Origin of the sequence: Shewanella sp. W3-18-1, assembly GCF_000015185.1 — a bacterium.
Classification (GTDB): Bacteria; Pseudomonadota; Gammaproteobacteria; order Enterobacterales; family Shewanellaceae; genus Shewanella; species Shewanella putrefaciens.
The window spans coordinates 4,422,563-4,441,254 of record NC_008750.1 but is presented as its reverse complement, the minus strand read 5'-3'; the positions used below and the strand labels follow the sequence as shown (position 1 = coordinate 4,441,254).

Below are 18,692 nucleotides of genomic sequence, written 5' to 3'. Positions count from 1 at the left end.
TCCTAGATTAGCTGCGCAGGCTATCGTAATAGCTAGTGATATGCGCAGTTTCGTGGTAACCATTTGATTTCTTTTCGGCTACCGTGCTGCTTTCGTTGGCTTGTGCCACGCTTATGCCCGTTGCGGCAATAGCGGCACCCGCTACACTTCCAACGGTGAGCGCTTTAAGCAAAGAGCGGCGAGATAAATCGCTGGGTTGCTGCTTCATGCTGACTCCTGAAATTAGGGTTTATGTTTATTGGAATTGCGCGACTTTTCGTTGTCATAAAATTTGTTAGCAAAAAGTGAAGATTAGAAGTGAAAATGATAATGAAATCATCCTGTTCGCTGGTAATCATCGCGCGTGGCGGCAATATAGTGGGAACGATTGTGCGGGGAATTGATCTAGAACAGTTTGCGGACTTGAAATAGCACATGGTTATCTAAAAGCGTTAACTTGCTCATAGTTTGGAGTGTAAAGTTCACTCAAATCATAAATGAATGCTGTGTGTTACTATTATGTAAATTGTTGATTTTTTGTGGTGTATTTTGAGCGGGATAAAAAAACACCCCGTAAAAAGGGGTGTTTTTAGTGGTAAAAAAAGCTGCGTTTTACCTAGTCTTTATATTTTAAGCTGCCGTTAGCTTTGATCTCGTCATACCAGAGGTTGTGGTGCTGGATTGCCCAGTTTTCATCACAGTAACCTGACACCATACACTCCATACCGCCTTCACTGAGTACCGTCGCCATCCAAATATGCACTATGGTAAAGGCAATTAGGATGACTGCACTGATAGCGTGGATCAGTAGGGCTGCCATTGAGGCTTCACGGGGTAAGTCTAAGCCGGGTAAGACTAACATGATGCCGGAAACACTGATAAATAGACCGAATAAGGTCAGTGTCCAGAACCACATTTTTTCACCAGCGTTGGCAAAACCACTGTCAGGATGTTTACCTTTGAATGGGCCAAAGTTGATATAACCACCGACGACTAAAAACCATTTTAGATCATACATCTTAAAGGTTTGAAGCGGCATCCATTTCACCACGCAGAACGCCCAAGCCACGATAAAGACGGGACCCGCCCAATCGTGAATCGTTTTACTGCCGTAGATCAATGGCGCCCATAGGTCGGGCCCAAGCAGAGGTTGTATTACATGCCGTCCCAACATAATGGTTAAGCCTGTAAACATCAGTGCTAAGCAGCTTGTTGCCATTATCCAGTGGATCCATAGATCCGCTTTAGACCAACGAGCTACTAACTTACCCGAAAAGCCATGGCTAAGTTTTGAAGGACCATTCACCAAATAAAACACTAAGAAAGCACCAAATACTCCAGTCACAGCTAGCGCCATCACGGGAGTTAAGTATTCATTCCTCAGTTCTTTTCCTTGGTTACCGGCAACGTTAATCAACACCCCAGTTTCGACACCTTTTGCAGTGGTATAGCCGGCATCGCCCGCTTTTACCGCACGCCAAAGGTCGGCATCGCTGGTTTGCGCTTTCGCCTGTTGTTGACTCGATTGCTGATCACTTGCTTGAACTGGACTTGAGCTCATTACTGAACCCAATCCCAATCCCATGACTAGCACTAACAGAGCAAACAGACTACGCAGTGATTTGTTTAACTGTTTGTTTAACATTGTCACTCCTTGCCAGAGGTTAGGGATGACTCCCTAACCCTCGCTCTGCTTAGTTTATCTCACCGGTTTTTGGGTTATAGCCCCAAATCACGTTAGGATTGCCACGGGAGGCCATACGTTCACGGTAGATGTTAGATACCACTCCCGCATCACCAGCAAGCAGTGCTTTGGTTGCGCAAAGCTCCGCACACATAGGTAATTTGCCTTCAGCAATACGGTTTGCACCGTATTTTTTACGCTCGGCTTCGGAGAAGGTTTCTTCTGGGCCACCGGCACAGAAAGTACACTTATCCATTTTGCCGCGGCTACCAAAAGCAGTCTTTTTCGGGAATTGCGGTGCACCAAATGGGCAAGCATAGAAGCAATAACCACAACCGATACAGGTATCTTTGTTGTGCAGTACTATGCCGTCATCGGTTCTGTAGAAGCAATCTGCTGGACACACTGCCATACATGGCGCATCGGTACAGTGCATACATGCCACTGAAATCGATGCTTCACCAGGTTGACCATCGTTAATTGTCACCACGCGGCGACGTTGAATACCCCACTCGAGAGCGGAATCGTTTTCGTTCTTACATGCAGTGACGCAACCGTTACACTCGATGCAGCGTTTGGTGTCACATAGAAATTTCATGACTGCCATAATGGCTTATCTCCTCATCAAGTAGGTTAGGCTTTGCTAATTTGGCAGAGGCTGGATTTAGTTTCTTGCATCTGAGTCACAACATCGTAGCCATAAGTTAAAATGGTGTTTGCGGATTCGCCTATCACATAAGGCACTGTGCCTTCTGGATAGTTTTTCGCGAGACTTTCACCTTCAAACACCCCTGCAAAGTGGTATGGCATAAAACATTCACCAGCAATTACGCGTGGTGTTACCATTGCCTTAACCGTGATTTTGGCGCCTTCTGGACCATGAACAAAAACATTATCACCGTCACGAATACCGCGATCCGCTGCATCAGCAGGGTTCATTTCGATGAACATTTCTTGTTGTAGTTCAGCTAACCAAGGGTTAGAACGGGATTCTTCACCACCACCTTCGTATTCCACTAGACGGCCTGATGTGAGTGCCAGTGGGAAGTCTTTAGCAAAATCCTTGTCTTGAATTGACTTATACAGCGTCGGTAGACGCGCAACCATACGGTCTTCGTAGGTTGGGTATTTAGCAACTAAGTCACGACGAGGCGTGTAAAGTGGTTCGCGGTGGCGTGGAATATCGTCAGGGAATGTCCAGACAATACAACGAGCTTTAGCGTTACCGTAAGGGATACAGCCGTGTTTGATAGCAACACGTTGGATACCGCCAGAAATATCCGTTTTCCAGTTTTTGCCTTCGGCGTGTTTTTTCTCGTCTGCTGTTAGGTCATCCCACCAGCCTAATTGCTTGAGCATATCGGCGGTAAATTCAGGATAGCCATCTTGGATCTCACTGCCTTTAGAGTAAGTCCCTTCAGCAAGAATATTATTGCCTTCATGCTCAACACCATAACGAGCGCGGAAGTTACCGCCGCCGTCTTTAACATGCTTGGCTTCGTTATACAGAATTTGGGTTCCAGGATGTTTCATCTCTGGTGTACCCCAACAAGGCCAAGGTAAACCATAGGTCTCACCTTTGGCTGGACCGCCTGGAGCTTCTAAGCTGTCAGCATCAAAAGTGCCCCAGTTTTCTTGGTGCATTTTTAAACGTTCTGGGCTTTGTCCGGTGTAACCGATAGTCCACATACCTTTGTTAAATTCACGGGTAATATCTTCAATCAAAGGCTCATCACCATTGACTTTGATTTGTTTGAACAACTCTTTATCAATACCCACTTTCTTAGCGAGTTTGCACATGATCACATGATCTGGCAGTGATTCGAACAGCGGCTCTATTACCTTAGAGCGCCACTGAACTGAGCGGTTGGTTGCAGAGATAGAACCATAGGTTTCAAACTGGGTTGCAGCTGGCAGCAGATAAACACCATCTTGACGTTGGTGCATTACACCTGCCATCGTTGGGAATGGATCGACAACAACGACGGTATCCATTTTGTTCAGTGCTTCACGCACTTCGCGGCCACGGGTTTCAGTGTTGACAGATTGTCCCCAGAAGAACGCCAGACGAATATTGTCTTTCTGCGCTATCTTGGTTTTATCTTCTAACACGCCATCGTGCCAACGAGAGCATGGGATACCTGTTGAAGTTTGTGGTGTTTGACCTAAGTATTCACCTTGGTCGAAACGGCTTGAGACCCATTTAGGATCGAGATCCCATACATTGGCCCAGTGATCCCATGCGGCGGTAGTTAAACCGTAATAACCGGGTAAGTTATCAAATAACAAACCAAAGTCGGTTGCACCTTGTACGTTATCGTGGCCACGGAAAATGTTAGTACCGCCACCAGGAACACCCATGTTACCTAAAGCGAGTTGTAACATGCAGTATGAACGGGTGTTCGAGTTACCGACGTGATGTTGCGTACCACCCATACACCAAACAATGGTGCCAGGTTTAGTTTCAGCCATCATCTTGGCAACACGATACATTTGGGCTTTAGGTACGCCCACCACATTTTCAACTTCTTCTGGGGTGTACTTTTTCACTTCTTCGCGGATGCGATCCATACCGTAAACGCGGTGCTTGATAAACTCTTTATCTTCCCAGCCGTTTTCGAATATGTGCCATAACAGACCATAAATGAAGGGAATATCTGTACCAGGACGGATATGCACGTACTCGTCAGATTTCGCTGCAGTACGGGTGAAACGTGGATCAACTACGATGATTTTGGCACCGCGTTCTTTACCAATCAAAATATGCTGCATGGCAACTGGGTGTGCTTCACTGGGGTTTGCCCCAATAAACATAATGCACTTAGAGTTACGAATATCGTTGATTGAGTTGGTTTGCGCACCGTAGCCCCAAGTGTTAGCAACACCAGCTACTGTGGTAGAGTGACAAATACGGGCTGAATGGTCGACGTTGTTCGTTCCCCACAGTGCCGCAAATTTGCGATATAAATAAGCTTGTTCGTTTGAGAACTTGGCACTACCCATGAAGTAGATAGAGTCTGGGCCAGATTCTTGACGAATAGAGGCCATTTTATCGCCTACTTCATTAATGGCTTGATCCCAAGAGATCTTTTTCCATTTTCCGCCTTCTAACTTCATTGGGTATTTCAGGCGTTTTTCACCATGACCATGCTCACGCAGTGCTGCACCTTTAGCACAGTGGCCGCCGGCGTTGAATGGATGATCGAATGCGGGTTCTTGACCTGTCCACACACCGTTTTGTACTTCAGCATAGATACCACAGCCCACAGCACAGTGAGAACAAATGGTACGTTTAACTTCGGTTGGAACGTTGTGAGGGATATCTTTGGCTTCTGCTTTACGCATCATGCCTGTACCCAGCATTGAAGCTGCGGCGATACCACCAGTGGCAAGACCTGCCGATTTTAAGAATTGGCGACGATTGAGACCCAGGGTCGATGCTTTAGGCTCGACAACCTGATCTGTTTTGCGGGTTAATCGCATCACACACTCTCCTCTATTTTAGTTTTTAAGCGACGCATAGTAATGACGAATATGGTCGGTTTCACGGTAGTTCTCGCTCTTTGGCTCGATAGGTTCAACCGTTGGCGCTGCGGCTAATGCCTGACCGCTAACAGTGGCTACCGCACCTGCCGCACTGCCGAGTGCCAATGCTTTAAGCAATTGACGACGGCCCATGTCGGAAGCTTGCTTCTTCATAGTGTCTCCTTGTGTTACTGAATAAAGTGGCATAAAAGACAACCACCTCGGTTATTGTAGAAGCCTCGGCTTCATCTATTGTGGCGAAGGTGAATCAGATTCTCCTTCGCTTACAGAACTCATCAATGCCTATTCCACTATTGTGTAGGCACCTTGATCTTAATTTACTAATTCCACTTGCTTTTCTGCATCATTGGTGGCCGGTTGTAAGTCGGCACTGCCTGGGCAATTCACTGGAATATCTAGGCTCAATTGCTCAAATGCATTGGCTTCCATTTCGAAAAAGGCTTTTGCCAGTTGTGCAACCGTGGCGTAAAACGCCGCACTTGGGGCCTTAGTTAAATTGTCGCAGAACCGACCAATCCAGCTGCCAATATGGCGTTGGTAGAACGCAAGTTGACGATAACCTGGGGCCTCAAGGATCAATGTGCCCATGACTTCACATAGCGCAGCCACGTGATCTTCAGGCTCCTTGACGTTTTCTTCCCGCTCAAAACCGAGCTGCATTAAATCTTGGCGCAACAGTGCTAATGGTTTATCCATTAATGAGCCGGTCATAAACCAACTGCCATAGGGCAGGATCTCACCACAACCCACGCCGAGGAATAGGGCAAAATACTCATCTTCTAGCTGTTCACTGCGGAACTGCTGCGCCGCGAGCTGCAGTGACAGCCAAGCTTTGGTCATTGCATTATCTTCATTGGCATCGATTTCAAGATTGGCCAAAAAGTGCAGTAATTCAGGGCTAGGATGGCGGCGTAATAGCGCAGCCAGCAGTTGATAAATATCGGCTCTCAACTGATCGTTTTCTGATACTTGTCTTACGGATTCGGTCATAACGGATCTCTTATCGCAGTTGCTTTTCAGGATCTTGAAGAATGTCTTCAAACATGTCTTTTACCCGGCAGTCGCCACACATTTTCAGGCGTTCAATATTGGCTGAAAATGCGCTATGCGCGCCGACCATATCCAGCATCCGATGCACCATAGATTGGGTCGCAAAAGGAGAGCCGCAACGAATACATTCGAAGGGGGCTTCTTCTTTCAGGGTGTGTTGTTGCTGACGTGCAGCTTTATCAAAATTGATTTGTGGGGTGAGGCTAATCACTTTTTCAGGGCAAGCCGCTTCACATAAACCACATTGCACACAGTTTTGTTCAATGAAGTGTAGCGCAGGTTTGTCACCACCATCCTGTAATGACATCGTTGGGCAAATTGCTACGCAGGACATGCATAAGGTGCATTTCTCTACATTGACGCTCACTTTGCCGTAGGGAATGTTATTCATGCTCAGACAAGTATCAATCTCACCCGCTTGGCTATTGAGGTGGTCTATTGCCTCAAACAGGGTGTCGCGCTTAGTTGTCGATACAAATGGCGCTGGTACTATGATTGGCCAATCTAAGCTGATATCAAGCATCGATTCTAAATGAGTGATCATGCTTGGATCGATAAGGCTAATACGCTGTGGCTGACCCATTTCATCTAAAATGCTATTGGCTAGTGTAAGTTCACCTTTGAGCATTTGCGTGAGTGTTGGCGCAGTCGCTTCTGTGTTGAGAATAAGCACTTGGCGCGCGCCCCAAGCGAGTGCAGAAAGCCAGTGATCGAGGCTTGCAACGGTAATTTCTTCAAGGGCAACGGGAAGAATATCTCCAGCCAAATCCTCCGATATGAAGTCGGCACCAGTCGCATTATCATGGAATAAAATCACAGGAGCTGTTTGGGCTTGTTCACGAAAACGGCTAATGATTTTATTTAAATAAGACGATAAGGCTTGGGGTGTCGGTAAGTCGTAGCTGATAGCACCTGTTGGGCAGGCACTGGTACAGCTACCCGCACCGTGGCACAGGTAAGGATCGATTTCAATTTTCTTAGCGACGCTGCTAATCGCGTCAGCAGGGCAGAAGTTGAGACACCGATTACAACCATTGATGTCATTACGGTTGTGAGCGCATAGATCCGGATTAATTTTTACGTAACGAGGCTTGTCGAATTGGCCGACCAGTTCTGGAATTTGTGTTAATGCATCTTCGAGTTTGGCGGTATCCTGACCGACATAGAAGTAGCCAGGAGGAAGCATCTCTAAATTTAAACAAGGTGTGCTGCTTAAATCGAGCACTAAATCAAAATGAGGTTTTCTGATGGATACTAAACTAAGTTCAGCAGCGCCATTTTGATGCTCAACGCTGACTTGGAATTGGCCTAAAAAACCTTTAATTCCAATCAGTTTATTGTAGTAACTTTCAACATTAGTCGCCGCAGCCATAACACGCTCTAGGTGCGCTTCGTCTTGGCTGGTAATGGCTTCATTGGCCAAAATCACTCGATTTGCCATAGTGGACAATTTGTCCGCAGCGAGGCGAGCGAGATCCTCTGGGCCGATAATTAGCACTGTGCCTTCGGTGGTATAGCTTACCGTTGGCGGGATCAGATTCTGCAAAATCTGAGTCTGCGCTAATACATTTTGCCGCGCTTGTTTTAGCGCATGCTGGGTTTGATTGGTCATCAAATAAGTGCTCACATTGCGTTCCTGAACAGTACTTGGGCTGTTCTATTTTTTGCTGTATTGGAGCAGATTTAGGCGGTTGGTAGTAAGTAAGTCATTGCCTTTTCTGCTTTTATCTAAGCTTTTACTGCGCTATACAGCAATTCACATACCAAGGTTGTGGACATTAAAATTAGCTAAACTGACGTTAAACAACTCGGGGATGAACTTGAGCTGAAAGCTCTGGTGCATTTTGGGGTAGGTCATCAATCTCCCCATCCAAATTGTCCGTTAACGGTTTTGCTGCCAATTCGGTTTCGATCTCGTTGTCTGATCCCATCGCTGTTTCTGGTACGGAATTCAGCTCGTTTTTCACTAAGGTAGCTTCTTCGTCTGAATCTTCGTTGTCCTTAGTCATATAGCGGAACACCTTTTTAGCGAGTTCAGCTGAGACTTCAGGAGTGAGTTTAGTTTGATTGCTATAGTCGAGTGCATACTCCAAAAGACCATCAATCTCATTGAAATGCGGTTGCTTCCACAGTGCGCGAAGGGCTGCGGTTTTAACGGCTGGGTCGACATTGGCAGCCATGAAACTGGCAAAACTTCCTCCAATTTCAATTTCTTCAGGGTTAGGTAAATCCTCCGCAGTTAATATGCGGTTAGGGTCTTCCTGTGATTGATATTCAATTTCAGGTGAAGGTGATGCTGTGGTTGCGTTAGTCGGGGCAACTTCGGTGTCGCTAGGTACATCCTCGATAACATCCTGTATCTTTTGGGTTTCTAATGCTTCCTCAGCAGCCACTTGTTCACGGCGTTGAGTCCAGCGACTAAAAAGTCCACTTATTTTTTGAGTATTATCAGCCATTAGTTCCTCCGTAATGGATCGCTACTAGGGCCTTGATTGTTACGCCCATCGACATGTCGACGGCGATGGGCCGAAATTTCGACTTCACCGTATTGGGTGATGAAGGCTTCAATCCAACAGGCGATGGCTTCTGGCATTAATATATTAAGTACAGGTGTATTTCCTTCAAGACAACCTGCTGCAACATTTTGGTCTGCCGAGAGTAAAGCGGGTACCCATGTACCATCTGCCATTTCATCACAGACGAGGAACAACATCGCATTGTCCATGTCTAGATTGATGCGATAGCTAGCTCGTTCGTCTTTGTGCAACTCAAGTAAGACTAATGTTGCACCTTCGGGGGCTTCATGGGTCGCGGGAAGTAAATGATCTATTTCCCATTTAACTGAGGTCCAGCGGCCTACCTGTGTCTCCACTTTTTTGAGTGAAACGTACATAGGCCAAACACTTGTTGTATGTTGCATTGTCTCTCCGTTTCAACTGTGTTGGTGGACGATTCGTTGTTTTGCGGATCGGATCGATGTTACCAACAAATTGCGATAAAAGGTCACTGCAATATTAATGCCAGTAAACATTGGGAATAAGTTTGAAGTAGATCATCAAAATGAGTGTTGTTGTTGGACATTTTGTCCAGTTTGTTATTTTGCATGGGACATTAACGCCCAAATAGAAAATTCGAATTGCGATAGATCACGCATTTTAGCCCTTCTTTCATGCCTAGGTATAAATATTGCTATGCTCTTGGTTATCACTCGTTAAGCGGTAAGATTATGATTTCTGATAACAGTACGATTACAGCGAAAAGTTCGATAGCAACTAATACAAATTTACAGATTAAACATCCGTTTACTTTTGTGAAAACTCAAGCAGAAGTTCCTCTCACTATAGCAGTTAAGGCGGTTAATGAAGCTGGGGAAGTGCTAGATAAGTTTGTAGCCTGTGAGCGGCCATTAACTGTGTATTTGAATTGGCGCCCGATAGTCACTTTGATGACTCTTGGTGCAAAACCTGAGTCATTGGCGCTAGGTTATCTTAAAAACCAAGGTTTTATTTCTGATGTAAGTTTGCTGGACTCTGTAATAGTCGATTGGGATGTGAATTCTGCAGCAGTGATTACCCGTGAACAAATTGCGGATCTTGATGGCAAACTCTCTGAAAAAACCGTTACCTCAGGCTGCGGGCAAGGGACTGTTTACGGAAGTTTTATGCAAGATCTTGAAGGCATTACATTACCGACACCGAGTCTCAAACAAAGCACTCTTTATAGCCTACTAAAAAACATCAATGAATATAATGAAACCTATAAGAATGCGGGGGCCGTACATGGCTGTGGTTTGTGTGAGGATGACCAAATTATGGCCTTTGTCGAAGATGTTGGTCGCCATAATGCGGTAGACACACTTGCTGGTGATATGTGGCTAGGCCAAAACCCTGGCGACAACAAGATTTTTTATACAACTGGTCGGCTTACCTCTGAGATGGTTATCAAGGTAGCCAAGATGGGAATTCCTGTATTGTTGTCGCGAAGTGGCGTGACTCAAATGGGACTAGAACTCGCTCAACAATTAGGTATCACTATTATAGCCCGTGCGAAGGGACGTCATTTCTTGGTATATCACGGCAGTGAAAATTTACAATTTGATGTGAATTCTGACCCTGTAACCTGAGTTAGAGCCTCACAAATACAGTATTTCAGCGAAGAACGGATATTGAGAGACAAGGATATAAGATGACATCTGCTAGTGAATTGGTCTACATGAGCGCTAAGCAAGTAGCCGAGTACTTAGATCTTAACGAGAAGAAAGTCTACGCCATGGCGAATGACCGAATTTTACCGGCTACGAAAATTACAGGTAAATGGCTATTCCCTAAAGTATTGATTGACCGTTGGGTGATGGATTCATGCCATAGCGGTATGCTCACTGATAGATTGCTTATTACGGGCAGTGACGACCCACTATTATCTATGCTGGTAGCACGCTTAATGTCGCAGGTTGGCAGCCGTGAGTTGATTAGCTATAGCGCAACAGGATCACGTCTAGGCTTAGAGTTGCTCGCTAAGGGGTATGCTGATGTGTGCACATTGCATTGGGGAAGTATGGAAGATAGAAATATCCGTCACCCAGCGCTATTAAAAGGCTATAACAATCATCAGCAGTGGATAATGGTGCATGGTTATTCTCGTCAGCAAGGGCTAATCATGCGTGCAGATATGCACCACAGATGCCAAGAAGAAGATAAAGTGGTGAGCTTACCGTGGCGATGGGTGAGTCGTCAGGGTGGAGCTGGAAGTCAACAGCATTTAGAGCACTGGTTGTTAAAACAAGGTGCACGATTAGATCAGCTCAATGTTCTACTAACAGCTTATAGTGAGCGTGAACTTGCAGGGTATATTGCCCGAGGTGATGCTGACATTGGTTTTGGTTGCCAGTCAGTAGCTTTGGAGAGTGGTTTAAGCTTTGTCCCTTTAGTGAAGGAGTCCTTTGATTTTGTTATGCCACAAAGTATTTACTTCCGTCGACAGCTGCAACAACTCTTTACTATGTTGAGCAGCTGCCATACAAGGCAAATGGCTGCCCTTTTAGGTGGATATGATCTTACCGATTGCGGACAACTACTCTGGAGCGCCAGCTAAGTACAAATTCAGCTAAGAGCGTCTAAGTGAATCGCGTATAGTCGCATTATGCTACTTTATACCTTATATATAGATATAAAGTAGCGGCTGACATCAATTGTTTCCTCTATATCTTTATTACCGAATTCGCCGCCTATAGCTTCTTTTCTCCCTTAGCACTCAATCTTTATCGAAATTAAGCCATTTCCCTTGTTCTTTAGATGACTTGTTTTGCGTATAAATTCAGCGTATGTGGATAACTTTGGGCATAACAAGTGCATAGGTTGTGCTTAGTCTGGGAGTAAGAATCTATGTGAAAAATAATCATAAAAATCTGAAAAAAGCACTTGCAGAAAAAGTTTCGCTGCCTATAATGCGCATCCACTGACACGGCAGACAGCGAAAGCCAGCTGACGAGTTAGGTTGAATTGAACAGCTTTTAAGCACTTAATTCAAGCGCAGCAAGAAGTTGAAAAAACTCCTTGACGCGAAACGGGAAATACGTAGAATACGCAGCCCTAGCCAACTGGAAGCGTTCGACGCTCAGTGTGGTACTCACCTTCTCTTACGAGGTTGAGTTGCTCTTTAACAAGATAAAACAAGAAATCTGTGTGGACACTCACAGGTGTTGAGTTAATCGAAACTGCTTAACCTTCGGGTTGGCAGTCAAAAATTTAAATCAATGTAATAATGAGTGTTCATAGCAATATGTACATAATTTTGATTTCGCTTTTTTAAAAGCGGAAACAAATGACAGAATTCATTGAGCCGTTTGACGTAAGTCAAACAACAAAACTTTAATTGAAGAGTTTGATCATGGCTCAGATTGAACGCTGGCGGCAGGCCTAACACATGCAAGTCGAGCGGCAGCACAAGGGAGTTTACTCCTGAGGTGGCGAGCGGCGGACGGGTGAGTAATGCCTAGGGATCTGCCCAGTCGAGGGGGATAACAGTTGGAAACGACTGCTAATACCGCATACGCCCTACGGGGGAAAGGAGGGGACCTTCTGGCCTTCCGCGATTGGATGAACCTAGGTGGGATTAGCTAGTTGGTGAGGTAATGGCTCACCAAGGCGACGATCCCTAGCTGTTCTGAGAGGATGATCAGCCACACTGGGACTGAGACACGGCCCAGACTCCTACGGGAGGCAGCAGTGGGGAATATTGCACAATGGGGGAAACCCTGATGCAGCCATGCCGCGTGTGTGAAGAAGGCCTTCGGGTTGTAAAGCACTTTCAGTAGGGAGGAAAGGGTAAGGTTTAATACGCCTTATCTGTGACGTTACCTACAGAAGAAGGACCGGCTAACTCCGTGCCAGCAGCCGCGGTAATACGGAGGGTCCGAGCGTTAATCGGAATTACTGGGCGTAAAGCGTGCGCAGGCGGTTTGTTAAGCGAGATGTGAAAGCCCTGGGCTCAACCTAGGAATAGCATTTCGAACTGGCGAACTAGAGTCTTGTAGAGGGGGGTAGAATTCCAGGTGTAGCGGTGAAATGCGTAGAGATCTGGAGGAATACCGGTGGCGAAGGCGGCCCCCTGGACAAAGACTGACGCTCATGCACGAAAGCGTGGGGAGCAAACAGGATTAGATACCCTGGTAGTCCACGCCGTAAACGATGTCTACTCGGAGTTTGGTGTCTTGAACACTGGGCTCTCAAGCTAACGCATTAAGTAGACCGCCTGGGGAGTACGGCCGCAAGGTTAAAACTCAAATGAATTGACGGGGGCCCGCACAAGCGGTGGAGCATGTGGTTTAATTCGATGCAACGCGAAGAACCTTACCTACTCTTGACATCCACAGAACTTTCCAGAGATGGATTGGTGCCTTCGGGAACTGTGAGACAGGTGCTGCATGGCTGTCGTCAGCTCGTGTTGTGAAATGTTGGGTTAAGTCCCGCAACGAGCGCAACCCCTATCCTTATTTGCCAGCACGTAATGGTGGGAACTCTAGGGAGACTGCCGGTGATAAACCGGAGGAAGGTGGGGACGACGTCAAGTCATCATGGCCCTTACGAGTAGGGCTACACACGTGCTACAATGGCGAGTACAGAGGGTTGCAAAGCCGCGAGGTGGAGCTAATCTCACAAAGCTCGTCGTAGTCCGGATTGGAGTCTGCAACTCGACTCCATGAAGTCGGAATCGCTAGTAATCGTGGATCAGAATGCCACGGTGAATACGTTCCCGGGCCTTGTACACACCGCCCGTCACACCATGGGAGTGGGCTGCAAAAGAAGTGGGTAGCTTAACCTTCGGGGGGGCGCTCACCACTTTGTGGTTCATGACTGGGGTGAAGTCGTAACAAGGTAGCCCTAGGGGAACCTGGGGCTGGATCACCTCCTTACCTATACGACTAACTCGATGCTTTTGAGTGTTCACACAGATTGCTTGTTTAGCTTCTCTCACGAGAAGTCAGAGCGAAACATCCCTCTAGCAGGTCGATGTAGTTCTTTAACAATTTGGAAAGCTGATAGTATTAAACACAATGATGTCTGTCGTTGTGTTGATACGAAAAAAGTTTAATGCGAGAGCATTGAACATTGAGTTCTCAAACACTTTATTAAGTGTCTTGAATATTCAAGTCTAAGGCGCGTCCACTTCTTTGGTCAGAAGTGAGACAAGTAAAACCAGCTGGTCGCAACAATTCAAGTGAAACTCATTTGGGTTGTATGGTTAAGCGACTAAGCGTATACGGTGGATGCCTTGGCAGTCAGAGGCGATGAAGGACGTAGTAACTTGCGAAAAGCGTTGGCGAGCTAGTAACAAGCATTTGAGCTAACGATGTCCGAATGGGGGAACCCGGCCGCATAAGCGGTCATCATGTAGTGAATACATAGCTACATGAGGCGAACGAGGGGAACTGAAACATCTAAGTACCCTTAGGAAAAGAAATCAACCGAGATTCCCCTAGTAGCGGCGAGCGAACGGGGATTAGCCCTTAAGTCTATGGGGTGTTAGTGGAATGGTCTGGAAAGTCCAGCGGCACAGGGTGATAGCCCCGTACACGAAAACTAACCGTAGATGAAAACGAGTAAGGCGGGACACGTGACATCCTGTTTGAATATGGGGGGACCATCCTCCAAGGCTAAATACTCCTGACTGACCGATAGTGAACCAGTACCGTGAGGGAAAGGCGAAAAGAACCCCTGTGAGGGGAGTGAAATAGAACCTGAAACCGTATACGTACAAGCAGTGGGAGCGGTACTTGAGACCGTGACTGCGTACCTTTTGTATAATGGGTCAGCGACTTACATTTTGTAGCGAGGTTAAGCGAATAGCGGAGCCGTAGGGAAACCGAGTGTTAACTGCGCGTTTAGTTGCAAGGTGTAGACCCGAAACCCGGTGATCTAGCCATGGGCAGGTTGAAGGTTGAGTAACATCAACTGGAGGACCGAACCGACTAATGTTGAAAAATTAGCGGATGACTTGTGGCTGGGGGTGAAAGGCCAATCAAACCGGGAGATATCTGGTTCTCCTCGAAAGCTATTTAGGTAGCGCCTCGAGCGAATACCATTGGGGGTAGAGCACTGTTAAGGCTAGGGGGTCATCCCGACTTACCAACCCTTTGCAAACTCCGAATACCAATGAGTACTACTCGGGAGACAGACGGCGGGTGCTAACGTCCGTCGTCAAAAGGGAAACAACCCAGACCGTCAGCTAAGGTCCCAAAGTGTATGTTAAGTGGGAAACGATGTGGGAAGGCTTAGACAGCTAGGATGTTGGCTTAGAAGCAGCCATCATTTAAAGAAAGCGTAATAGCTCACTAGTCGAGTCGGCCTGCGCGGAAGATGTAACGGGGCTAAACATACCACCAAAGCTACGGGTGCAGCCCATTAGGGTTGCGCGGTAGAGGAGCGTTCTGTAAGCCGTTGAAGGTGAAGGGGTAACCCACGCTGGAGGTATCAGAAGTGCGAATGCTGACATGAGTAACGATAAAGGGGGTGAAAAACCCCCTCGCCGAAAGACCAAGGGTTCCTGTCCAACGTTAATCGGGGCAGGGTGAGTCGACCCCTAAGGTGAGGCCGAAAGGCGTAATCGATGGGAAACAGATTAATATTTCTGTACTTCCGCTAACTGCGATGGAGAGACGGAGAAGGCTAGGCTAGCGCGGCGTTGGTAGTCCGCGTTTAAGGTGGTAGGTGGGTGACTTAGGCAAATCCGGGTTGCTATACACTGAGAGCTGATGACGAGGTCCTACGGGACTGAAGTAGTTGATGCCATGCTTCCAGGAAAATCTTCTAAGCTTCAGGTTAGCGGGAATCGTACCCCAAACCGACACAGGTGGTCGGGTAGAGAATACCAAGGCGCTTGAGAGAACTCGGCTGAAGGAACTAGGCAAAATGGTACCGTAACTTCGGGAGAAGGTACGCTCCTGTTGGTGATGAGACTTGCTCTCTAAGCTGACGGGAGTCGCAGATACCAGGTGGCTGCAACTGTTTATCAAAAACACAGCACTGTGCAAACTCGCAAGAGGAAGTATACGGTGTGACGCCTGCCCGGTGCCGGAAGGTTAATTGATTGGGTTATCGCAAGAGAAGCTCATGATCGAAGCCCCGGTAAACGGCGGCCGTAACTATAACGGTCCTAAGGTAGCGAAATTCCTTGTCGGGTAAGTTCCGACCTGCACGAATGGCGTAATGATGGCCACGCTGTCTCCAGCCGAGACTCAGTGAAGTTGAAATTGCGGTGAAGATGCCGTATACCCGCGGCTAGACGGAAAGACCCCGTGAACCTTTACTATAGCTTGGCACTGAACATTGAACCTACATGTGTAGGATAGGTGGGAGACTATGAAGTTGGGACGCTAGTCCTGATGGAGTCGTCCTTGAAATACCACCCTTGTAGTTTTGATGTTCTAACCTAGACCCCTAATCGGGGTTAGGGACAGTGCCTGGTGGGTAGTTTGACTGGGGCGGTCTCCTCCCAAAGAGTAACGGAGGAGCACGAAGGTTGGCTAAGTACGGTCGGACATCGTACGGTTAGTGCAATGGCATAAGCCAGCTTAACTGCGAGACATACACGTCGAGCAGGTACGAAAGTAGGTCATAGTGATCCGGTGGTTCTGAATGGAAGGGCCATCGCTCAACGGATAAAAGGTACTCCGGGGATAACAGGCTGATACCGCCCAAGAGTTCATATCGACGGCGGTGTTTGGCACCTCGATGTCGGCTCATCACATCCTGGGGCTGAAGTCGGTCCCAAGGGTATGGCTGTTCGCCATTTAAAGTGGTACGCGAGCTGGGTTCAGAACGTCGTGAGACAGTTCGGTCCCTATCTGCCGTGGGCGTTGGATGATTGAGGGGAGTTGCTCCTAGTACGAGAGGACCGGAGTGAACGAACCGCTGGTGTTCGGGTTGTCATGCCAATGGCATTGCCCGGTAGCTACGTTCGGAATCGATAACCGCTGAAAGCATCTAAGCGGGAAGCGAGCCCCAAGATGAGTCATCCCTTGGACTATAAGTCCACTAAAGAGCCGTTCGAGACTAGGACGTTGATAGGCATGGTGTGTAAGCGTTGTGAGGCGTTGAGCTAACATGTACTAATGACTCGAGAGGCTTAACCATACAACCCAGATGGGTTTTACAAAGAAGCCTTAGACAGAATATAAACACTTAATGAAGTGTGGACTCAAAGAAATCAGTTTTCCGAATTCACTGGAATAAGAATTTATCAACTACATCCATGTAGTTGACCCTAACGGGCCGCGCTAAAGCGCGTTAAAAATTGTTCCGGACAATTTTTTGCTTGGTGACAATAGCATTGTGGAACCACCTGATCCCATCTCGAACTCAGAAGTGAAACGCAATCGCGCCGATGGTAGTGTGGGGTCTCCCCATGTGAGAGTAGGTCATCGCCAAGCGCCTAATTATCTTGTAAAGATGTAACCAAGCCAGCTGAATAAGCTGGCTTTTTTGCATCTGTCATTTATCAAATTTTATTCAGTTTGCCCATCATTATCCTGATAGTGCTCAGATTTTTCTACACCTATCTTAACGCTGGTTTTACCCTAGGTATTGCTATTAGTTAAGCGGTTACTTACCTTATGTTTTAATTTGTTGGGGTAGATAAGGATTTGAGATGAAGTTAGAGATGATTTGTACTGGGGAAGAGGTGCTATCGGGTCAGATTGTTGATACCAATGCGGCCTGGTTTGCCAGCACTATGATGGAGCATGGCATTGAGATCCAAAGACGAGTTACTGTGGGCGATCGCCTTGAGGACTTAATTGCGGTTTTCCAAGAGCGCAGCTTGCATGCCGATGTGATCCTAGTCAATGGTGGCTTAGGGCCGACAAGCGATGATATGTCCGCTGAGGCGATGGCCAAGGCTAAGGGAGAGTCCTTAGTTGAGAATATCGAGTGGCGCCAACAGTTAGAAGATTGGTTTACCCGCAATAATCGTGAGATGCCCGTCAGTAATTTAAAGCAGGCGATGCTGCCTGAATCTGCTGTTATGGTGGATAACCCCGTTGGGACGGCCTGTGGATTTAGGGTTAAGTTAAATCGCGCTTGGCTGTTCTTTACGCCAGGCGTGCCATTTGAACTGAAGCATATGGTTAAAGAGCAGTTTATTCCCTTTATTCGTGATGAGTTTAATCTCGACGCTAAGGTGGCGCTTAAAAAACTGCTGACAATTGGCCAAGGTGAGTCAGCCCTTGCCGATAAAATTGAGCCATTGGAGTTACCCGAGGGGATTACGATTGGCTATCGCTCCTCTATGCCGCATATTGAAATTAAGATCTTTGCCCGCGGCGAGAAGGCGATTGTGTTGCTGCCACGAGTAACAGGGCATGTCAAAATGGTACTGGGTACTGCGGTTGTAGCCGAAGATAAAGCGACGCTTGCTGAAGAAATCCATTCTAGGCTGCTGAATTCTGGATTGACGCTCAGTGTCGCTGAGTCTTGCACTGGCGGGATGATTACCAGTCAATTAGTGGACTTTGCGGGCAGTTCATCCTACTTACATCACGGTTTAGTGACTTACAGTAACGAGTCCAAGGTGCGAGTCTTAGGCGTTAATCCGGCGACTTTAGACGATCACGGTGCCGTGTCGATTCCAACGGTTGAGGAAATGGCGAAGGGTGCACGTGCTATTTTAGATAGTGATTTTGCCTTAGCTACCAGTGGTATCGCAGGGCCTGATGGTGGTACGGAAGATAAACCAGTCGGTACAGTTGCCATTGCACTAGCAACCCGTAATGGAGTTTATAGTCAGATGATCAAATTACCTAGACGTTCGCGGGATCTCGTGCGCAGTTTAAGTGCTGCAGTGGCCTACGATATGTTAAGACGTGAGCTTTTAGCTGAAGCAGTAATTGTCGATTATCAGTCGATTGGACGCTTCAGCAAGTAACTTTTTACAGACT

At 47.0% G+C, this 18,692-nt stretch carries 12 protein-coding genes and 3 rRNA genes; 6 read left to right on the top strand and 9 right to left on the bottom strand.

The window, feature by feature from the left end:
• Positions 1 to 7: 7 nt before the first annotated feature.
• From SPUTW3181_RS20110 to SPUTW3181_RS20070, 9 genes are all read right to left on the bottom strand, one after another.
• Positions 8 to 208, bottom strand: a complete 201-nt coding sequence (locus SPUTW3181_RS20110) for a twin-arginine translocation signal domain-containing protein (protein WP_011791101.1) — start codon at positions 206 to 208, stop codon at positions 8 to 10.
• A gap of 387 nt (positions 209 to 595) precedes the next feature.
• Positions 596 to 1,624 (bottom strand): formate dehydrogenase subunit gamma, encoded by a 1,029-nt coding sequence (locus tag SPUTW3181_RS20105; protein ID WP_011791100.1) that lies wholly within the window; start codon positions 1,622 to 1,624, stop codon positions 596 to 598.
• A 49-nt stretch (positions 1,625 to 1,673) separates the two neighbouring features.
• Positions 1,674 to 2,270, bottom strand: coding sequence for a formate dehydrogenase FDH3 subunit beta (gene fdh3B, locus SPUTW3181_RS20100; RefSeq protein ID WP_011791099.1), 597 nt, complete (start codon positions 2,268 to 2,270; stop codon positions 1,674 to 1,676).
• A gap of 26 nt (positions 2,271 to 2,296) precedes the next feature.
• Entirely contained in the window at positions 2,297 to 5,146 is a 2,850-nt protein-coding gene (locus SPUTW3181_RS20095) for a molybdopterin-dependent oxidoreductase (protein WP_011791098.1), read from the bottom strand.
• Between the two features lie 18 nt (positions 5,147 to 5,164).
• Positions 5,165 to 5,362 (bottom strand): twin-arginine translocation signal domain-containing protein, encoded by a 198-nt coding sequence (locus tag SPUTW3181_RS20090; protein WP_014611737.1) that lies wholly within the window; start codon positions 5,360 to 5,362, stop codon positions 5,165 to 5,167.
• A 159-nt stretch (positions 5,363 to 5,521) separates the two neighbouring features.
• Positions 5,522 to 6,199, bottom strand: a complete 678-nt coding sequence (locus tag SPUTW3181_RS20085; protein ID WP_011791096.1) for a molecular chaperone — start codon at positions 6,197 to 6,199, stop codon at positions 5,522 to 5,524.
• 10 nt (positions 6,200 to 6,209) lie between these two features.
• Complete coding sequence (locus SPUTW3181_RS20080; protein WP_011791095.1) at positions 6,210 to 7,871, bottom strand: 4Fe-4S binding protein; 1,662 nt, start codon at positions 7,869 to 7,871, stop codon at positions 6,210 to 6,212.
• Positions 7,872 to 8,058: 187 nt separating this feature from the next.
• A complete protein-coding gene (locus tag SPUTW3181_RS20075; RefSeq protein ID WP_011791094.1) occupies positions 8,059 to 8,715 on the bottom strand; it encodes a DUF3306 domain-containing protein in 657 nt (218 codons plus the stop codon).
• Positions 8,715 to 9,179 (bottom strand): DUF3305 domain-containing protein, encoded by a 465-nt coding sequence (locus SPUTW3181_RS20070; RefSeq protein WP_011791093.1) that lies wholly within the window; start codon positions 9,177 to 9,179, stop codon positions 8,715 to 8,717. The genes SPUTW3181_RS20075 and SPUTW3181_RS20070 overlap by 1 nt, the downstream gene beginning before the upstream one ends.
• Positions 9,180 to 9,485: 306 nt before the next feature.
• Between SPUTW3181_RS20070 and SPUTW3181_RS20065 the strand changes: the two genes are divergently transcribed.
• The 6 genes from SPUTW3181_RS20065 (at position 9,486) to SPUTW3181_RS20040 (ending at position 18,679) form a co-directional block, all read left to right on the top strand.
• Positions 9,486 to 10,382, top strand: coding sequence for a formate dehydrogenase accessory sulfurtransferase FdhD (locus SPUTW3181_RS20065; protein ID WP_011918465.1), 897 nt, complete (start codon positions 9,486 to 9,488; stop codon positions 10,380 to 10,382).
• Between the two features lie 62 nt (positions 10,383 to 10,444).
• Complete coding sequence (locus SPUTW3181_RS20060) at positions 10,445 to 11,350, top strand: helix-turn-helix transcriptional regulator (protein WP_011791091.1); 906 nt, start codon at positions 10,445 to 10,447, stop codon at positions 11,348 to 11,350.
• Between the two features lie 777 nt (positions 11,351 to 12,127).
• Positions 12,128 to 13,670, top strand: a 16S ribosomal RNA gene (locus SPUTW3181_RS20055).
• A gap of 327 nt (positions 13,671 to 13,997) precedes the next feature.
• Positions 13,998 to 16,890: ribosomal RNA gene (locus SPUTW3181_RS20050) — 23S ribosomal RNA — on the top strand.
• A 180-nt stretch (positions 16,891 to 17,070) separates the two neighbouring features.
• Positions 17,071 to 17,186 (top strand): 5S ribosomal RNA (gene rrf / locus SPUTW3181_RS20045).
• The 16S, 23S and 5S rRNA genes sit together here, the layout of an rRNA operon.
• Positions 17,187 to 17,404: 218 nt before the next feature.
• A complete protein-coding gene (locus tag SPUTW3181_RS20040; protein WP_011791090.1) occupies positions 17,405 to 18,679 on the top strand; it encodes a CinA family nicotinamide mononucleotide deamidase-related protein in 1,275 nt (424 codons plus the stop codon).
• Positions 18,680 to 18,692: the final 13 nt, after the last annotated feature.